The sequence below is a fragment of the Thalassospira sp. CA1 genome (assembly GCF_059052855.1).
In genome coordinates, this window is sequence record NZ_JBZCIA010000001.1 from 542,108 (window position 1) to 564,363 (window position 22,256).

The following is a 22,256-nucleotide window of genomic DNA, read 5'->3' on the forward strand; positions in this document are numbered from 1 at the left end:
ACAGATTCTGACAGGCCGGGCTTTTTCCTTCCAAAACGCCGGAAAATATGAGAAAAAACGCATCAACCGTACCCGGGCGAGTCATTTTCTATTGATGATTCGCATAAATCTAATTTATACTACGGTATAAGTTGATTCTGGGGCCGATTGTTCGCCGCAGTACTGGTAAAAATAATTCCCATGTAGGGAGTATGTGTTTTGGTCTCGCCCGCCAACCAAGACGACGGTGTTGGAATTACCGACACCGACATTGATCAGGTTCTTGATGACCGCGCAGAAGGGGATTCTGCTGCGGTCAAAAATGATTCTGGGGCAGGCTCTTCGGGCGAAGGCAACTCACAATCCGCTGCAACGCAGGTTTTCACCAACATCCAGAACGTGATTGGCACTGCCTATGACGATGTTCTGGTGGGCGATGGTGGTGACAACACCCTGATTGGCGGCGAAGGCGACGACATTCTCGAATCGGGCGAGGGTGAGGATGTTGTTACCGGCGGCGAAGGACGCGATACCTTCGTGCTCCAAAGTGGTTTCGAGCAAACCACAATCACCGACTTCAACATTGACGAAGATGAGTTGGCACTCAGCGACCTTGGCGTCGACAGTGTCAGCGAACTCATGGCGCTGGCCAGCGAAGATGCATCTGGCAATGCCTTCATCGTGTTTGCCACGGGCGACAAGGTGATTTTCGAGGGCGTGTCGAAGGCAGAGCTTGCCAATGTGACGCTGGTCGATGTCCCGCAAATCAACGAAGTTTCCGTCGCGACCGAGGGCGGGGATGCTGCCTCCACCGATGGCGAAGCCAATGTCATTGAAGGTGGGGCAGGCGACGACATCATCATCGGTTCGGATGGTGATGATGTTATTTTGCCGGGTGGCGGTGCAGACAGCATTGATGGCGGTGCTGGCGAAGATACCCTGTCATTTGACGGGGCTTCTGACGGCGTGCGCGCCGATCTTTCGCAGGGTTCCTCAACCGATGCCACCGGTGCCAATCGGACGTCCTTTGAAAATATTGAAAATCTCCGTGGCACATCGGGTGATGATGTTCTGACGGGTGATTCCGGCAATAACAGCCTGTCGGGTGGCGATGGTGATGACACCTTTGCCGTCAGCGACGGTGCGGACGCTATTGACGGTGGCGCGGGCGAAAATACCCTTGATTACAGCCAGTCTGATCAGGGTGTTGAAGTTAATCTCGATTCCGGTGCGGGTCGTGCAAATGACGCGCAAGATACGCCGTCGCAAAGCGATGCTGGTACCGCAACCGATGGTGCAGCAAGCGGTGATGCTACAGGCGATAGTGGCACGGAAAGTGGTTCCGGCAGCACCGGAGAAACGGGTTCGGCAGCTTCAGGTGAAACCTCTGGTGATGGCGCGACTGGTGCATCCGGCAGTGAAGAAACCACCCAGAATGATGGCGGGACCGGCAGTGATTCCAGCAGTTCCGGTGAAACCACGACTGGCGATCCGGTAACGGAAACCGGTTCAACGGGCAGTTCTGAAACACAGGAAGATACCACCTCGGGCGAGGCCACATCTGGTGGTTCAGCAAGCACAGACGAAACGGGCAGCACCGGCGATGCCGCGTCGGAAACACCAACCGATGGTGGATCCGCGGATGTATCCGGTTCCGAAGCGACCGGTAATGAAGCGGGTGCGTCTTCGGGCGAAACTTCCGGCTCGACGGATGGCGGCAGCACAACGGGTGAAACCGCATCAGGTGAAACTGAACCTTCCACGGGTGGTTCCGATTCTGGTGATGCAACGGGCGGCGAAGAGGCTTCAGGCTCTGACAGCGCTGAAGTCGTTGACGGTTCTGATACGGGTTCTGGCGCAGGTTCAGAAGCCGGTGCGGGCAGCAACACTTCTGGTGAGGGTGCTTCTGGCGGCGAAACCAGCGGAGAGACTGGTTCTGACAGTGCTTCTGCAGGCAGCGGTGAAGATACGCTGGATTCCGGCGATGCCGCAGGTGGCGCAACCGATACTGGCAGTACGGATTCCGGTGATGCTGCGGGCGAAGGTGCTGAGCAGCCGGTAGAGGAAGTAACCGGTGAAACATCCGGCGGTGAGACCGCTGGAACGGGCGCTTCCTCTGGCGAGGCAGAGGCCAGTGAAGAAACCACAGGTGACGGAGCCGGTGCCGACAGCCCGGCTGGCGAAACCAGCCCGAACACAGAAGACAATACAGGCACCGGTGCCCAGGCGGGTGCCGAAGCTGGTGCGGAAACCGGCGGTGAGACGACTGAGTCACAAGCCGGTTCTGAAACCACTGGCGAAGGTAGCGACGAAACACCGGCAGAAGGCTCCGGCGCGGCAGAATCAGGTGATGTCGCTGCTGATGGCGATCACTCGTCTGATGCGGGTTCAACTTCCGATCAGACCGCAGGTCAAGAAACCACCGGTGAAGAAACCGCATCCGGTGACGCCACCGAAGGCGGCGAAGCTGGCGCAGCACCCGAAGGTGACGCCGGACAAGAAACCTCTGGCGATGCAACCTCTGGCGAGGACGCAACGGGTGGTGAAACAACCGTCGGTGCCGAAGGTGAAGCGGATGGCGACGTAACCGATGCTGATGACGGCGATGCCAACGCCTTTGACAATAATCCGTCGGGTGCGGCCGATATCGTTCAGGGCGACGACGAGACAGATACTCTCGGGGGGGCTAGCGGAAACGACACCCTTCAGGGCAATGATGGCGATGACACGCTTGAAGGCGGTGCAGGCAATGACCTTTTGCAGGGTGGTGGGGGCAATGATGTCCTGCGCGGTGAAAGCGGCAACGACATCCTGCAGGGCGGTGATGGCAGCGACAGCCTGTTTGGCGGCGATGATGACGACGTGCTGCAGGGTGGGGCTGGCAACGACCTTCTGGTTGGCGGGTCCGGCAATGATGTCATGGCGGGTGGATCGGGTGACGACTTCCTGCGTGGGGGCCAGGGCGATGATCAAATCCAGGGTGGCAGTGGTGTCGATACTGTAAGCTACAGCGATGCCGAAAGTGCCGTCACGGTTGACCTTGCCAATGAAACCGCGACGGGCGGTGCGGGCAATGACGTCGTCCAGATGGTGGAAAACGTCGTCGGCTCCGACTTTGACGACCACATCGCGGGTGATGATGCCGACAACGTCCTTGAGGGCGGTGCGGGCATCGATACGCTGACCGGTGGTGCGGGGGACGACACCCTGACCGGTGGTTCGGGCGCCGATGACTTTGAGCTGACCGAGGATTTCGGTAACGACACGATCACTGATTTTGCCAGTTCGGAAGACATTATAGATCTCTCCAAACTCGGCATTCAGGACTTTGCAACCCTGCAAACCATGATGTCCGATGATGGCAACGGCAACACCGTTATCGATTTCGGGGATCAGGGCACGCTGACCCTTGCAGGTGTCAGCAGCGACAGCCTTAGCGCCGATGATTTCCGCGGTTTCGGTCGTATTTTTGAAACCGAAGACAATGACGTCGGTGCTGGTACGGACGGCAGTGACGCGCTTTATGGGTATGGCGGCGACGATACGCTCAGCGGTGGGGGTGGCGATGACGTCATTTCTGGCGGCTATGGCGATGATACGGTTTCGGGCGGGGCAGGTAACGATACCCTGCGTGGTCAGGAAGGTATTGATACCGTCGACTATTCCGGTGCGAATGGCGGTGTTCAGGTTGACCTTGGCGCAGGGACTGCGACGGGTGCCGATGGCAACGATGTTCTTGATCGCATCGAGAATGCGACCGGTTCCGCCTATGATGACGAACTTTACGGCGACAACGGTACCAACGTTTTGCGCGGTGGTGCAGGTAATGACACGCTTGTTGGTCGTGGTGGCAATGACACCCTTGATGGCGGCGAAGGCGACGACCTGTTTGTTGGTGAAGATGGTAACGATACCCTCATCGGTGGTGAAGGCAGTGACACCCTTGATCTGAGCGCGCGTGAAAGCGTTCAGGAAGTTTATCTTGGCGATGGATCCGCGCGTGACGGCCAAACCGGCGAAACTGATACACTGATTGGTGTTGAGAACGTTATTACTGGTGCTGGCGATGACACCGTCGTTGCGTCCAGTGATGCCAATGTCATTTCGACCGGAGACGGTGATGACACCATTCGCGGCGTCGGTGGCAATGACACCATCGACGGTGGAGATGGTAATGACACGGCTGCATTTGGCAATGAAGCTGGCTTGAATGTCGATCTAGCGAGCGGAACCGCTAAGATGGGTTCCGGGACAGCGCAGCTTTCCAACATTGAAAATATTACCGGCTCTGCAAACAACGATGTCATTTCCGGTGACGATGGTGCGAATACGCTTTCGGGCATGACAGGCAACGACACCATTTCCGGTGGCGGCGGTGATGATATGCTGTCTGGCGGTGCTGGCAACGATACAGTTGATTACACCGACGTTGATGGCGGTGTGACGGTTGACCTCTCGACCGGCACGGCAACCGGTGACGGCAATGACACCCTTTCGGGATTTGAAAACGTTGTTTCCGGTTCTGGTAACGACATCGTTTATGGCAACACTGCCGACAACATCATTGATACTGGTGCAGGTGATGACACTGTTTTTGGCAGTGCCGGTGATGACACCCTGATCGGTGGCGATGGCAACGATACGCTAAGCTATAACGCCAGCGGGACAGGTGTTGGATCGGGCGTGACGGTTGACCTCGACGCAGGAACGGTTTCCGGAAACGACTTTACCGACGTTATATCCGGTTTCGAGAAGATTGAAGGTTCATCTGGCAGCGACACCATGCTTGGCAGCGGCGGTGACGATATCTTCTTCGGTGGTGCGGGCAGCGATACCATTGATGGTCGCGGTGGTGACGATACGCTGAGCGGTGGTTCAGGTGCCGATACCTTCGTTGTCCGGGCGGACAGCGGTAATGATCTCGTCACCGATTTCGATCCTGTGAACGACGTCATTGATATTCAGGGTATTGACGGTCTTGAGCTGTTCTCCGATGTCGCCGACTTTATCGGCGAAGACGCGGCGGGCAATGCGACGATTACGGTTGGCGATGCCGTCATTACCCTAGAAGGTGTCATTCCCGATAGCCTGACCTATGCCAACTTCAAGGGTATCCGTTCGCTCGAAGGTACCCAGGACAGGGACGTTCTGATTGGTACTGATCGCAGCGACGTGATCAGTGCGAAAGAAGGCAATGACACCGTTTCCGGGGGGGCTGGAAACGATACGATTGATGGCGGCGATGGCAACGATGTCATCGCTGGTGGAACTGGCACGGATACCATCACCGGTGGTGCCGGCAATGATGTGATCAGTGGCGGTGCTGGCAATGATGATCTTGATGGTGGCGAGGGCAACGATACCCTAACCTATCAGGGTGCTGATGGCGGTGTTGTTGTCGACCTTGAGACCGGCGAGGCAAGTGCGCCTGACGGCACTGATACGATTGCCAATTTTGAAAATGTCACTGGCTCGTCCTTTAACGACACTCTGGCAGGCGATGACACCGCGAACGTGATTGATGGCGGTGCAGGTAACGACATTCTTGATGGTCGTGACGGTGATGATGTGCTCAATGGTGGCTCTGGTAACGACACCATGTCCGGTGGCGCAGGCAACGACACGATCACCGGCGGCCTTGGCTCGGATACCGTTACCTATGCGGATGCATCGGGTGGTGTAAATGTCGATCTTGCCGCAGGTACGGCATCCGGCGCAGATGGCAACGATACTCTGGACTCCGTTGAAAACATCGTTGGTTCGGACTTTGATGATGTCCTTACCGGTGACCAGTCCAATAACATTATCGAGGGCGGTACAGGCGATGACACCATCACCGCTGGTGGCGGCAACGATATTGTTTCCGGCGGCGAAGGTGCTGATACCTTTGTCTTTGGCACTGAGACTGGCCGGACCGTCATCACTGATTTCGATCCGGCAGAAGACAAGATTGATCTTGCTGGCTTCAATGTTCCGAACTTTGAAGCATTCAAGAAAATGCTCGGTACGGACAATGCGGGCAATGCTGTCATCACTATAAATGACAGCACCATCGTCCTGAATGGTGTTTCGCCGGAAGACCTCACTGCAGAAAACTTCATCGATATTGACTCGCTGGGTGCGACGCAGGGTGATGATGTTTTGCAGGGATCTTCCGCTGCCGAGATTATTGACGGCCAGTCGGGCAATGACACGATTAGTGGTGGCGCTGGCGACGATACGATTTACGGCGACAGCGGTAATGACACGATTTCTGGCGGTTCGGGTCAGGACGTCATCGATGGCGGTGACGGTGAAGATACCGTCGATTATTCGGCCGGCGGTGGCGTTGCAGTAAATCTCGAAACAGGCGTTGGTGGTGTCGGGAACGAAGACACGCTGATTGATATCGAAAACGTTCTTGGCTCAAACCAGAACGACACCATCATCGGGAATGACGGTGCCAACACATTGTCTGGTGGTGCAGGTAACGACATCCTTTCAGGCGGTGCGGGTGATGACGTCTTGCTTGGTGGTTTGGGCAATGACAGGCTCACCGGCGGTGAAGGTGATGACACGGTACTGGGCGGTGCAGGCAATGACATCCTCTCAGGTGGTCTCGGCAATGACGTCCTAGTTGGTGGCGCCGGGACAGATATCGCTGATTACAGCGACGCAGACGGATCGGTTACCGTTGATCTTTCCCAAGGAACTGCAAGCGGTGCCGCAGGTAACGATACGCTCGAAGGTTTCGAGAGTGTTCAGGGTTCTGATCACGATGACACACTGATCGGTGATGCGGCCAACAACACTCTTTCGGGTGGTGCAGGCGACGACATCCTTGATGGCGGTGCAGGCGATGACCTGCTGATTGGTGGCGCGGGAAGCGACACCATCGAAGGTGGTGAAGGCACCGACACCATCAGCTATGCCGGTGGAAGTTCTGTCAATATTGACCTGGCAGAAGGAACAGCCACCAACGCCGATGGAACGGACAGCATCAGTGGCGTTGAAAATGTCATTGGTTCTGATGACGACGATGTCATTACAGGCGATGCAGCTGATAACGTCATCAATGCGGGTGACGGTGCCGACACCATCACCGGTGGCGCAGGCGATGATACCCTGACCGGTGGCGCGGGTGCTGATGTCTATGTTGTTGGCCCGGACGACGGAACTGACACGATCACCGACTTTGCCGTTGGTGAAGACCAGATTGATATCACCGCTCTTGGTGTCGATACTTATGGCGCACTTTACGAGATGATGACCGAGAACGAAAACGGTGACCTTGTCATCGATTTCGGTGAAGGCACGTCGATGGTGCTCGAAGGTGTTGGTCTTGACGACATTACCGCCAACAACTTCATTGGAGTTCGCGACATTGTCGGAACGTCAGGTGATGACACCATGTCGGGGACCGATGGTCAGGACACCATGTCGGGTCTTGATGGCAACGACATCATTGATGGTCTTGAAGACGATGACAGCATCTTTGGTGGTGCCGGCAACGACACCCTGATTGGCGGCCAAGGGAACGACATTCTTGATGGTGGCGATGGTGTCGACGCGGTCGACTATTCCGACGAAACCGGCAACATCACGGTCAATCTCCAGTCAGGAACGGCGACTGCTTCAAGTGGCAACGACGCGATCCGCAATGTTGAAAACGTTGTGGCTGGTGCCGGTAATGACGCGCTTACGGGTTCGGATGCCGACAACATCCTAATCGGCGGCGAAGGCGATGATGTCCTAGAAGGCCTTGGCGGCGATGACACCCTGTCGGGTGGCGCGGGCAACGATACCGCAAGTTACGCCAATGCTGATGGCGGCGTTACGGTCGATCTTGCTGCGCAAACCGCAAGTGGTGCGGCGGGTGCAGACACACTTGAAAGCATCGAAAACGTTACCGGTTCGACGCACAACGACATGCTCACGGGTGATGCTGGTGCCAACACGATTATTGCCGGCGCAGGCAATGACTCCCTAGTTGCAAGCGGTGGCAATGACGTGCTGCTTGGTGGCGTCGGCATCGATACTGTTGACTATGGCAATGCGACTGACGGCATCACCGCCGACCTTGGCGCAGGCACTGTCACCGGTCTGGGAAATGATACACTTTCGGGTATCGAAAACCTCAGCGGTTCTGCTTTTGACGACACCATAACGGGTGATCAGGGTAACAACGTCCTGTCCGGTGAAGATGGCGACGACATTCTTTCTGGCGGCGGCGGCAACGACACCCTACTGGGTGGTGCTGGTGACGACACCCTGAGCGGCGGATCGGGCAGTGACCTGATTGATGGTGGCGATGGTATTGATACCGTTGATTATTCTGATGCCGAAAGCGGCGTTACCCTTGATCTTGGAACTGGCAAAACGGACTCGGTAACCGGTGACACGGTTCTGAATGTCGAAAATGCCATCGGTTCGGGGCAGGATGATACGATTACCGGTTCGGATGCAGACAACAACATACTGACTGGTGCCGGCGACGATACCATCAACGGTAGTGCTGGCGACGATGTCATTGACGGTGGTGCCGGGCAGGACGTTGTTGATTACAGCAACAGTGAAACCGGCGTTGATGTCGACCTTGAGGCCGGCTCGACTGACAAGGCCGACGGTACGGATCTGTTGAGCAACATCGAAGATGTGATCGGCTCGGATGCCAATGACAGCATTAGTGGTTCGGATGCTGCAAATACCCTTTCGGGTGGTGTAGGCGACGATACGATTGATGGTCGCGCTGGAAATGACCTGATTGCTGGTGGTGTGGGAGATGACACCCTTTCAGGTGGCGCGGGTATTGATACTGTTGATTATTCCGCTGCAGCCGGTGGTCAGAATGTCGACCTTGCCGCAGGAACGGCAACCGGTGCAGATGGTAATGACACGATTTCCGGTTTCGAGAATGTCACCGGTACCGACTATGACGACACCATCACCGGTAATGACGCCAATAACGTAATCCTTGGTGGTGCTGGCAACGACATGTTGACCGGTGGTGCAGGCAATGACGTTCTGAACGGCGGCGAAGGTAATGACAGCTTCGCTGGTGAACTGGGCGACGACACTTACATTGGTGGCGCGGGTACAGATACCCTTGACTACTCTGATGCGGCATCAGGGCTGACCATTAATGTGGGAAGCAATACCGCAATCGGTGATGATACCGGCCGTGATACCTTTAGTGGCATCGAACGGATTATTGCATCCGACCATGATGACACGGTGACCGGTGGTGCCGGTAACGACGTGATTGATGGCGGTGCGGGCGACGACACCATTTCTGGCGGTGCTGGCACTGATACACTTGATGGTGGCGAGGGCGAAGACACCCTTTCGTTTGCGGGTGATGCAGGTGTTTCGGCAGATCTGCAGACCGGTGTGATCAGCACCGGTGATAAAGTCTCGAATTTTGAAAACATTTCCGGTTCGACCGGTGCAGATACGTTGCGCGGTGATGGCGGTCGCAACACGTTGTCGGGTGATGCGGGCAACGACGTCCTTGATGGTCGCGCAGGTGATGACGTCCTACTGGGCGGTGCGGGCAATGATACGCTGCGCGGTGGTGTTGGTAGTGACATCATAGATGGTGGTGTCGGGAACGACACGCTTGATCTCGGCGACTTTTCTGGCAACCAGACCGTCGATTTTACCAGCGGCAGTGCCACCGATGGCACAGATATCGATACCTTCACCAATATCGAAAATGTCATCACGGGTGACGGCGATGACCTGATCATTGGCAATGGCAATAACAATGTCATTAATGCCGGAAATGGTGACAACAGCGTTGATGCGGGTGCAGGCAATGACGTCGTCACAACCGGTGACGGTGCTGATATTGTCGATGGCGGGACTGGCGATGATACCATCAATACCGGTGCAGGTGCCGACACCGTCAATGCCGGCGACGGTAGTGACGTCATCACCACTGGCGAGGGCGCCGATATTGTCGATGCTGGTTCTGGAAATGACACCATCAATACCGGTGACGGGGCCGATACCGTTCTAGGCGGTGAAGGTGACGACGTCATTTCTTCTGGCAGCGGTGATGACCTTGTCGAAGGTGGCGCGGGCAATGACACCTTGCAGTCGGGCGCCGGTGATGACCGCCTGATTGGTGGCGAAGGCTTGGATACTGCAAGCTATGTCGACTCTCAGTCTGCCGTCACAGTTGATACCAGCAACAATACCGTATCCGGCACTGCAACCGGCACCGATACCCTTGAGGGTATTGAGGCAATCCGTGGTTCCGAGTTCAGCGACACCTTTATCGGTGGTGCACAGAGCGATACCTTTATCGGTGGTGCAGGGGATGACACCTTTGATGCCGGCGCAGGCAATGACACCCTGACGCTCGGCGAAGGTGCCGACCAGGTGATCTTCAATCCGGGCGACGGCCAGGATACGGTTACTGACTTCAATCCGCTCGCCGATACCATTGACCTGACCAGTTTCAATATTGCCGGTTATGGTGCGCTTGAGAAAATGTTTGGCACGGACGCCAATGGTGATCTGACCATCACGTTTGACAGTGGTGACACCATCACGCTGCAAGGCGTCACTCCGTCAGAGCTCAGCGCAGACAACTTCATCGGTGTTGAAGTCCAGCTCGGGTCTGAGAATGCCGATGAAATGATCGGCGGCAGTGGTGATGACATCATCAACGCCCTTGAAGGCGACGACACGATTGATGGTGGTGCCGGGAATGACCGCCTGATCGGTGGCGAAGGCAACGATACACTTGACGGCGGAACCGGCGATGACACGCTGGTTGGCAATGCCGGATCGGATGTTTTGCGTGGCGGTGATGGCAACGATACCGCCGACTACTCGACCGAGGGTTCCGGCATTGCTGCCGATCTTGCGGCGGGCACGGTCACCGGTGGTGACGGCGACGACGTCCTTGAAGGCATCGAAAACGTCACCGGTACCCTGTTTGACGATACCCTGTCGGGCAATGACGAAAACAACACCCTGACCGGCCTTGCCGGTGACGACACCTTTGTCGGTGGCGCGGGCGATGATGTGCTTGATGGCGGCGAAGGTTCCGATACCGCCGACTATAGCAGTGCGGATCAGGGCGTTGATGTCGATCTGGGGGCGGGCACCGCAACCGGTCAGGGCAATGATACGCTGGTCGACATCGAAGACGTTGTTGGTTCTGATTACAACGACCAGATCGTCGGTGATGAAAACGACAACACGATTTCCGGCGGTGCTGGCGGCGATGCGATTGATGGCGGTGCCGGTGCTGATGTGATCGATGGCGGCGAAGGCATTGACGAAATCAGCGGTGGTGCAGGCGACGACATCATCGATGGGGGTGCCGGTGGCGACATCCTTCTGGGTGAAGCTGGCGATGACACCCTCTCTGGCGGCGAAGGCGACGATATTGTCGAAGGCGGCGCTGGCAGTGACTGGGTCTTTGGCGATGCCGGGGATGACATCCTTGATGGCGGCGATGGCGAAGACGACATCGACACTGTCGATTATTCCAACATGGATTCCGGTGTCACGGTCGATCTGGTCAAAGAATATGCGACCGGTGGGGGCGGGGACGACATTGTTCGTAACTTCGAACGCGTCATCGGAACCGATTACACCGATACCCTGATCGGCAGTGACGGCATCAACACCCTTGATGGTGGATCGGGTAACGATACCCTTGTTGGCGGTTCGGGTGATGATGTCCTGATCACCGGCGAAGGCGAAGATCTGATCGTGCTTGAGCCGGGCAGCGGACATGACACCGTTAACGACTTTGACGTCGAAAAAGACATCATCGATCTGTCGGCCTACGGCATCGAGGATTATGCCACCCTTCGTGACCAGATGGCCGATGATGAAAACGGCAATGCGGTCATCACCCTTGGAGATGGCGACAGCATCACGCTTGAAGGTGTCTCGGTCGATGATCTTGGTCAGAAAAACTTCTTTGGCTATGACGCCATCTTTGGCACCGAGTTCGAAGATGACATCACCGGTAGCCAGATCAGTGACGAAATCCATGCCCTTGAAAGCGATGACATCGTCGATGGTCAGGCTGGCGATGACGACATCTATGGCGACGAGGGCAATGACACGCTGATCGGTGGCGCAGGTGACGATACCCTGCGTGGTGGCGATGGCAGTGATACCGCCGATTATTCCGACACGTCTGAAGGCGTTACCGTTGACTTGGGGGCTGGCACTGCGAGTGGTGAGGCGGGCAACGATATCCTTGAAAGCATCGAAAACGTCACCGGCGGTAACGGTGATGATGTTCTGATCGGTGATGAAAATGCCAACATCCTTGATGGCGGTGCAGGCAATGACACAGTCTTTGGCAAGGGCGGCGATGACACGCTGATCGGCGGCGAAGGCGAAGATGTCCTGTCCTACGAAGACTCCGAAAGTGGTGTGAATGTTGACCTTGATGCCGGTACTGCAACCGGTGGTGCGGGCAATGACAGCATTGACGGTTTTGAAACCCTGATCGGTTCCGATCATGATGACACGCTTGCTGGTGGTGAGACTGACAATGTCATTGATGGCGGTGCCGGGAATGACACGCTTTCGGGCGGTGCGGGTAACGATACCCTGATCGGTGGCGAAGGCGATGATATCGTCGATTATTCCGACCTGACCGATGGCGTGGTTGTCGATCTTGAAAACGGCACGGGCACGACGACCGATGGCACCGATACCCTTGACGGTATCGAAGGTGCGACCGGTGGCGCGGGTGATGACACCCTGATTGGCTCGACCGGCGACAACATCTTTTCTGGTGGTGCTGGTAACGATACGCTTTCGGGCGGTGCGGGCAATGATACGCTTGCCGGTGGCGAAGGTGCCGACCTGATTGATGGCGGTGCCGGTGATGATGTCCTGTCGTTTGAAGGTGACAATGTTGCCGCAGATGGCGACACCACCGACCATGTCGGCAGCCCAACCACCGATGGAACTGGCGAAGTTGCCGATATCTCGGGCAAGAACCTGTCTGACGACAGCTTCGTTGGCGGCGAAGGCAATGACACGCTGGTTGCCGGTTCCGGTGACGATGCGATCATTCTTGATCGCGATCATGAAAACGGTGCGGCCAACCCGTCCATCGTTGATATCGAAAACATCGATGCTGGCGACGGCAATGACGTCGTCGACCTGACCAGCAACACCCATTCCTATGGCGATGTCACGGTCGATGGCGGTGCGGGCGATGACACCATCTGGGCAAATGATGGTAATGACGTCCTGCTGGGCGGCGAAGGTGCCGACAACATTAATGGCGGTGCCGGGAACGACACCCTTGATGGCGGTGCGGGTGACGACGTCCTGGATGGCGGCGAAGGTTCTGACACCATTGACGGTGGTGTTGGCAATGACACCATCGCAGCCGGTGCTGGCGACGATATTTTGATCGGTGGCGACGGCGATGACACGCTTGATCTCTCGGGCGCCGATGGCGCGACCATCGATCTTGGTTCAGGCACCGCAAGCAGTGAAGAAACCGGCAGCGACAGCATCACGGGCTTTGAAAATGTCATCGCGACCGATGGTGATGACACCATTACCGGATCGTCTGGCAACAACACGATTGATGCCGGTGCGGGCAATGACACCGTTTCCCTTGAGGGTGGTGACGACGACATCGATGGCGGTGACGGTATTGATACCCTTGATCTGTCTGACACCACTGGTGGGGTGAATGTCGATCTTGCGGCCGGTACGGCAAGTGGTGCCAACACCGGATCGGACACAATTGCGAACTTCGAAAATGTAACCGGCTCGGACAGCGCTGACGTCATTACCGGTTCCGATGATGCCAACATCATTGACGGTGGGGCAGGCAACGACACCCTTGATGGTGGTGCGGGTGATGATGTTCTGTCTGGCGGTGCCGGTGATGACACCATTGCGGCAGGTGCTGGCAACGACACGCTTTCGGGTGGTGACGGTGCGGATACGTTTGTCTTCGCAGACGGCACGGATGCCGACCTTGTTACCGATTTCGACCTGACTTCTGACGCAATTTCACTTCCGGATCTGGGCATCTCGGCCTGGACCGATCTGCAACCCTTGCTGTCTGATGGCCCTGACGGTGCGGTTATTACCCTGCCAGCTGGCGGTACGGTGACCCTGTCGGGTGTGGCTGTGGGCGATCTGACCCCGGATCACTTCACTGGTATCGACAATGTCGGCACGCCGGGTGAAGACACCCTTGGCGGTGGCGACGGCGACGATTCGGTTGATGGCGGCGGCGGCAATGACAGCGTCGATGGCGGCGACGGCAACGATACCGTTGACGGTGGTGACGGTGATGATTCCGTTGGCGGCGGCAGTGGAAACGATTCTGTCGGTGGCGGCAGTGGCAATGACACGGTCGACGGTGGCGACGGCGATGATACCGTTGACGGCGGCGAAGGTAATGACTCCGTCGGTGGCGGCAGCGGCAATGACACTGTCGATGGCGGTGACGGTGACGACACCGTTGACGGCGGCGATGGTGATGACTCCGTTGGCGGCGGATCAGGCAATGACACCGTTATTGGCGGTGGCGGCAATGATACGCTCGGCGGTGGCGAAGGATCTGACACCCTTGATGGTGGTGACGGTAACGACGTTCTTCAGTTCGAAGCCGACCGTATTGGCCAGGCCGGTGATGAAACCGACCATGCCGGCAGCCCGGGTGTCGATGGCACCGGCGATGTTGCCGACCTTGAGGGCCTTGATCTAAGCGATGATCAGTTTGATGGTGGCGAAGGCATCGATACCCTTGTCGGGACATCGGGTGGCGACGCGATCATTCTTGATAACGATCATGCCGATGGGTCGAACGCACCGTCGATTTCCGGTGTCGAAGTCATCGACACGGGAGCCGGCGACGACGTTGTCGATCTGACCAGCCAGACGGATTCCTATGGCGATGTATCGGTTGATGCCGGAACGGGTGACGACACCGTCTGGACCAACGAAGGCAATGACAGCATCAGCGGTGGTGATGGCAATGACCACATCAATGCCGGTGCAGGAAATGACATCGTTGATGCCGGTGCGGGCAATGACACAGTGGTCGGCAGTGCTGGCAACGATACCCTTTCGGGGGGTGACGGCTTTGATACGCTTGATATGTCGGACGTCGAAACCGACATCGCGCTCAATCTGCAGAATGGCACAGCCAACGGCAGCGAAACCGGTGCTGATGTTATTTCCGGCTTTGAAAATGTCGTTACGGGTGCCGGTGATGACACCGTTACCGGCAGCAGTGCTGATGACACCATTTCCACTGGTGCCGGTGCCGACACCATTGATGGTGGCGACGGCATTGATCTGATCGATGGCGGTGCGGGCAATGACGTCATTTCCGATGGCGCGGGCAGTGATCTAGCGCGGGCCGGTGCCGGTGACGATACGGTCATCGCCGGTGCAGGCAATGACAGCCTTGATGGTGGCGACGGCACTGATACCCTCAATATGTCGAACGCATCGAGTGATGCGGTTGTCGACCTTGGTGCGGGGACGGCAAGTTCGGCTGAAACCGGCAATGATCAATTCTCGAACATCGAAAATGTCACGACCGGTGCCGGTGATGACCAGATTACCGGATCGAACGGCGATAACGTTATCAATGCCGGCGCAGGCAACGACACCATCGATGGTGCGGCTGGCGATGATACGGTTGCCGGTGGCGCTGGTGCGGATACCTTCATCTTTGCCGATGGCACCGATGATGATGTTGTCAGTGACTTCACCCGTGGCGAAGACAAGATTTCCATTGATGACCTGGGCATCGAGAATTGGGGTGACCTTGTTCCGTTGCTCAGCGAAAACAGCAATGGTGACGCGGTCCTGACCCTGCCAGCTGGCGGTACGGTGACCTTCGTCAATGTTGCTCTCAGCGACCTGAGTGCTGATGATTTCAACAACATCACTGATGGCGCGACACCGTACGACGATACCCTGCAAGGGACCGATGATGATGACACCATTGATGCCCTTGCCGGTGACGACACGGTTGCCGGTGGTGCGGGTGATGACACCCTGCTTGGCAACGACGGTGCCGATACCCTTGACGGCGGTACGGGCAATGACAGCCTTGATGGTGGTGCGGGCAACGATACCCTGACCGGTGGTGAAGGCGACGACGCCTTAACCGGTAGTGCCGATAACGACGAACTCAGCGGCGGCGCCGGTGACGATACCCTTGATGGCGGGGCTGGTGACGACGTTCTGAACTTCGAAGCCGACGGCACAGGCACCAGCGGTGATACCACCGAAAACACCGGCAGCCCGGGTGTCGATGGCACCGGGGATGTTGCTGATATCAGCGGCAAGAACATCTCTGACGATACCTTCATCGGCGGCGAGGGTAATGACACCCTTGATATGACCGATGGCGCCGATGCACTGGTGCTTGATGGTTCGAAACTTGGTGATGGTCAGACCACCACGCCGACGACCGAAACCCGCACCCTTGGCCTGACAGAGTCGGCAAGTTCGGCTGATGTTCAGGCCGCGTGGTCCGATGCCAACCTCTATGCCTTTGACTTTGGTACGTCCTATGTTGATGGCGATGGAAAGCTGAACCTTGCGGCGGCGGATGACGCGGTCAACTTTGATGGCAATGGCATCGGTAATGACGGCGGCGGTATCGCTGGCGGTCAGATCAACCACGATGCCCAGTCCGGCGAAAGCGAAGCCATCGTTGTCGATCTTGGCGCAGATGCCTCGACCGCCACCGTTCAGGTTTCTAACCTGATGGCTGGTGAAGGCGGCGGCGAGATCGGGTCATGGAAGGCCTTTGATGCCGACGGCAACCTTGTCGCTTCGGGCACGCTTGATGACAGCACGATCGATTACACCAGCAATGGTGTGGGCACCGCAACCATCAACGCCACCGATGGCAGCGGCAATGCGGTCGAATTCCGCTATATCGCGTTTGAAAGCGAGCCGTATGCCAATGGCTCGACCGGTTCTGACAGCAGCGACTTCTTTGTCCGCTCGATCAGCTTTGAAACCACCGTTGATGAAACCACGACCGACGGCGCACGCCTTGACGGGGTTGAGGTCATCAATGCCGGCTCTGGCGATGACGTGGTCGATCTGACCAGCGACACCATTTCGTACGGCGATGTCACCATCAATGGTGGTGCGGGTAACGATACCCTTTGGGGCAATGCGGGTGACGACACCATCAATGGCGAACTTGGCCATGACAATCTGGATGGCGGTGCGGGTAACGATTACCTTGATGGCAGCTATGGCGACGACATCATCGATGGTGGTGTTGGCGATGACACGCTGCAGGGTGGTATCGGCGACGATACCCTGCGCGGTGGTGCGGGCAATGACATCATTGTCGGTGGTGCAGATCAAGACGTCGTCATGTACGACGATGCGACGTCGGCTGTTGATGTTGATCTGGCGAACTACTCCGCAACCGGTGGTGCCGGCAATGACGCGATCTATCATGTCGAAAACGTCATCGGTTCGGATCACGACGACACAATCGCTGGTGATGCGAAATCCAACATTCTTGATGGTGGTGCCGGTGACGATACGCTTTCGGGCGGTGCTGGCAACGACACCCTTGTTGGTGGCGACGGCAATGATACCGCCGATTACAGCAACGCAAGCAACCCGGTAAATGCCGATCTTGCGACCGGCACGGCCAAGGTCGGCACAACCGAAACCGACAAGCTTTCCAGCATCGAAAACCTGATTGGCTCGAACGGAAATGACAGGCTTTCCGGTTCGGACGATAACAACACCCTGACCGGCGGTCTGGGGAACGATATCCTTTCGGGGCGCGCGGGTGATGACTTGCTTGAAGGTGGTGCCGGTAACGACATCCTTGATGGCGGCGAAGGCAATGACACCATCAATGGCGGCGAAGGCAGCGACGTGATCACTACCGGTGCCGGTGCCGATATCGTTGATGGTGGTGCGGGCAACGATACCGTCATGGCAGGTGCAGGTGATGACACCCTTTCCGGTGGCGAAGGTGACGACACCCTTGATCTCAGTGATGCCACCAGCGGTGCGACTATTGACCTTGCGGCCGGTACGGCAAGCAGTGCAGAAACCGGCAATGACACCATTTCCGGCTTTGAAAATGTGATCGGCAGTGCCGCGGCAGACACCATTACCGGTGACGCAGCCAACAACACGATTGCTGCCGGCGACGGCGCAGACGTCATTGATGATGGCGCGGGCAACGACGTGGTCGATGCCGGTGCCGGTGACGATACCCTGATGGCAGCGGCAGGTGATGACACCCTTGATGGTGGCGACGGCGAAGATACGCTTGATATGTCTGCTGCCAACGGTGCGATGGTTGATCTGTCGGCTGGTACTGCGACGTCGGCTGAGACCGGAACGGATACGATCAGCAACATCGAAAATGTCATCGGATCGGATGGCGACGATGTTCTGAGCGGATCAAGTGGTGCCAACACGCTGCTCGGTGGTGCCGGTGATGACACCATCGAAGGTGGCGCTGGCGGCGACTATCTTGATGGTGGTGATGGCCGTGACACCATCAGTTACGAAGGATCCGACGAAGGCGTTGAAATCTTCCTCGGTGACACCGATGCCCATACCCACAATCCGGGTGAAGGCGGGCGTGCCTTTGGCGGCGATGCGGTTGGCGATATCCTTGCCAACTTTGAAAAAGTCATCGCATCCGCCCATGACGACTATGTCTATGGCAACAGCCAGAACAACGAAGTTGATCTGGGTGCGGGTAATGACACGTTTGACAATGTCGAAGCCGATATCAGCGAAGACACTGTTGATGGCGGTGCCGGCGACGACGTCATCTGGACCGGCGATGGTGCCGATACCCTGATCGGTGGCGATGGCAATGACACGCTGCATGGCGAACGGGGCGACGACTACCTTGACGGTGGTGCAGGCAACGACACGCTTTATGGCGATCAGGGCAACGATACCATCGATGGTGGCGCCGGCGATGACGTCATCCATACCGGTTCGGGTGCCGACGTTGTTCAGGTCACCAGCCTGATCGGTGACAAGGTCGTCATGGACTTCAACACCAGCGTTGATCAGATCTCGCTTGATGCGCTCGATATCAGCACCTGGTCGGAACTGGCCCCGCTTCTGTCCGAAGTGAATGGCAATACGGTCATTGATCTTGGCGATCAGGGGTCTGTCATGCTGCGCGGTGTCCGCCTGAATGATGTTTCATCCGACATGTTTGTCGGTATCGAAAATGATGGTGGCCCGACCCAGTTTGATGATGTCCTGCTGGGCACCAGCGAGGATGATTATATCGATGCCCTTGCCGGCGACGACACCGTCGATGGTGGCGCTGGCAATGACACGCTCAATGGCATGGAAGGCAACGATACGCTTTCCGGTGGTGACGGGAATGACACCATCACCGGCGGCAGCGGCAATGATGTGATTTCCGGTGGTTCGGGCAATGACAGTCTCGAAGGCAACGAAGGCGACGACGTCATCGAAGGCAATGCCGGTGACGATACCCTGATCGGTCATGCCGGGAACGACGTCATGGATGGCGGCGGCGGCGATGATTACATCGACGGCATGGAAGGTGACGACACCATCACCGGTGGCGATGAAACCGACACCATTTACGGATCGGCCGGTAATGATTCGCTTGATGGCGAAGGCGGCGACGACGTTCTGTATGGCGGTGATGACAATGACAGCATCGCTGGCGGTGCTGGCAATGACCTGCTGTCGGGCGATGCTGGCAATGACACCCTTGATGGTGGCATCGGCAACGATACCCTCCTTGGCGGCGATGGTGACGATACGCTTCTCGGTGGCGACGGTGATGACGTTCTGTCGGGTGGCAATGGCAATGATCTTCTCGATGGTGGTACCGGCAACGACACCCTGACCGGAACCGATGGCACCGATACCCTTCTTGGTGGTTCGGGCAATGACACGCTTGATGGCGGTGCGGGTGATGACACCTACACCGGCGGTACGGGTGCGGATGAAATCATCGTATCGAACAATTCCGGCAATAAGGTCGTTACCGACTTCAACACCAACGAAGACAAGATCAATCTGGCGTCGCTCGACATTGATGACTGGGGTGATCTGCAAGACCAGATGAGCCAGGTCGGCAACGACACCGTGATCAACCTGAATGGTCAGGGCACGCTGACGCTTGTTGGCATCTCGATGAGCCAGCTCAAGGCGGATATGTTTGTCGGCGTCGAACAGGCCTCCGGCCCGACGCCGTATGATGATCTGCTCTATGGCACCAGCAATAACGACACGATTGCCGCCCTTGCGGGCGATGACACGGTCTATGGCCTGAATGGTCAGGACACCATTAGTGGCATGGAAGGCAATGACAGCCTGTATGGTGGTGACGGCGATGACACGCTTTCGGGTGATGATGGCAACGACCTGATCGAAGGCGGTAGTGGCCAGGACAGCATCACGGGCGGCACCGGCGACGATACCCTTGATGGTGGATCGGGCGATGACCGCGTTTGGGGTGGTGACGGTGCTGATACCATCACCGGTGGTCAGGGTCAGGACAAGCTGTATGGCGAAGCTGGCAATGACACCATCAATGGCGGCACCGGCGACGACAGCATCCTGGGTGGTGCCGGCAACGACGTGATTGATGGCGGCGAAAACAACGACCGTCTCTATGGCGGCGATGGCAATGACATCATCGAAGGCGGCAATGGCGACGACAAGCTTTATGGTGATGCCGGCAATGACACCCTGATGGGTGGTGCTGGTCATGATAGCCTTATCGGGGGTGCCGGTCGCGATACCGCAAGCTATGCCAACTCGACCACGGCAGTCGCCGCAAACCTTGAAAGCGGCACCGCAAGCAGCAGCATTGGCAATGACAAGCTAAGCTCGATCGAAGACCTGATTGGTTCGAACTTCAACGATTACCTGTTTGGTGATGATGGCGCGAACCTGCTGTCGGGTCTTGATGGCAATGACATCCTTGGCGGTGACGACGGGGATGACACTATCTGGGGCGGCGATGGCAATGACAGTATCAATGGCGGCCGCGGTTCGGATGTGATCGATGCCGGTGCTGGTGACGATTACATCGAATATCAGAAAGATGCGAGCTGGACGGGCAGTTATGCTGCGAAAAACGTTGGCGATCCGGGGATGGATGGCACCAACGAACAGATCAATCTTTCGGGCTATAACCGTTCCGAAGACATCATTGATGGCGGTTCGGGCACCGATACCCTGGCAATGACCAGCGGCAACGACGCCCTGTTCCTTGAAGATCGTCTGACCGATCCGGGCACCAGCCCACGTATCTCCAACATCGAAGTGATCGATGCCGGTAACGGCGATGACATCATCGATCTGACCAGTGATACGCTGTCTTATGGTGATGTAACCATCCTTGGTGGCACTGGCGATGACATCGTCTGGAGCAACGCCGGCGATGACGTGATTGATGGTGGTGCTGGGAACGACACCCTGTGGGGTGGTTCGGGTGCTGATACGATCACGGGCGGTGCCGGTCAGGATGTGCTGAATGGCGGGGCGGGTGATGATGTCCTGCAATACAACGCCGATGGCGTTTGGGATAACAACTGGTATGCCGTGAACAACGGATCACCCGGCGAAGATGGTCATCAGAATGACAGTGGCTGGGGTCATCACCATTTCCATGGTAATGGCTGGGGCCATAACGAGGGTGGCGACACTGGCACCGGCGAGACCGTCAATCTGGGTGGCTATAACCAGTCGAACGATGTCTTCACCGGTGGCGAAGGTGTCGATACCCTGAAAATGACCAGCGGCAATGATGCCCTGTTCCTCGATGATGACGTCAGCGACGGTGATGCTAATGTCCGCATCAGCGGGATCGAAGTGATCGAGGCCGGTGATGGCAACGATATCATTGATATGACCAGCGACACCGAAAGCTATGGCGATGTCACCCTTGATGGTGGTGCCGGTAACGATACGCTTTGGGGTAATGCCGGGGATGACCTGTTGCTGGGTGGCTCGGGCGATGACCATCTTTATGGCAGTGCCGGTGATGACACCCTGACCGGCGGGACTGGCTGGGATACCTTCCAGATCGGCAAAGCTGATGGGCATGACATCATTACTGACTTCAAGCCGGGCGAAGACATCATCGATCTGTCGGAGTGGAACTACAACAACTTCAACCAGGTCCTCAATGACATGCATCTCGATACCGATGGCAATGTCGTCATTGAACTGGGCAACGATGCCTCTGTCACGCTGATGGGCGTCAATGATCCGGATGATCTGGATGCCGATGACTTCGGCTTTGGCAACTGATC

The 22,256-nt window shown here is 57.0% G+C and carries 1 protein-coding gene; it reads left to right on the forward strand.

Annotated elements, in window-relative coordinates; genetic code table 11:
• Positions 1 to 198: 198 nt before the first annotated feature.
• Entirely contained in the window at positions 199 to 22,254 is a 22,056-nt protein-coding gene (locus AC5Q5A_RS02595) for a M10 family metallopeptidase C-terminal domain-containing protein (RefSeq protein ID WP_493894238.1), read from the forward strand.
• The last annotated feature ends 2 nt before the right edge of the window (positions 22,255 to 22,256 follow it).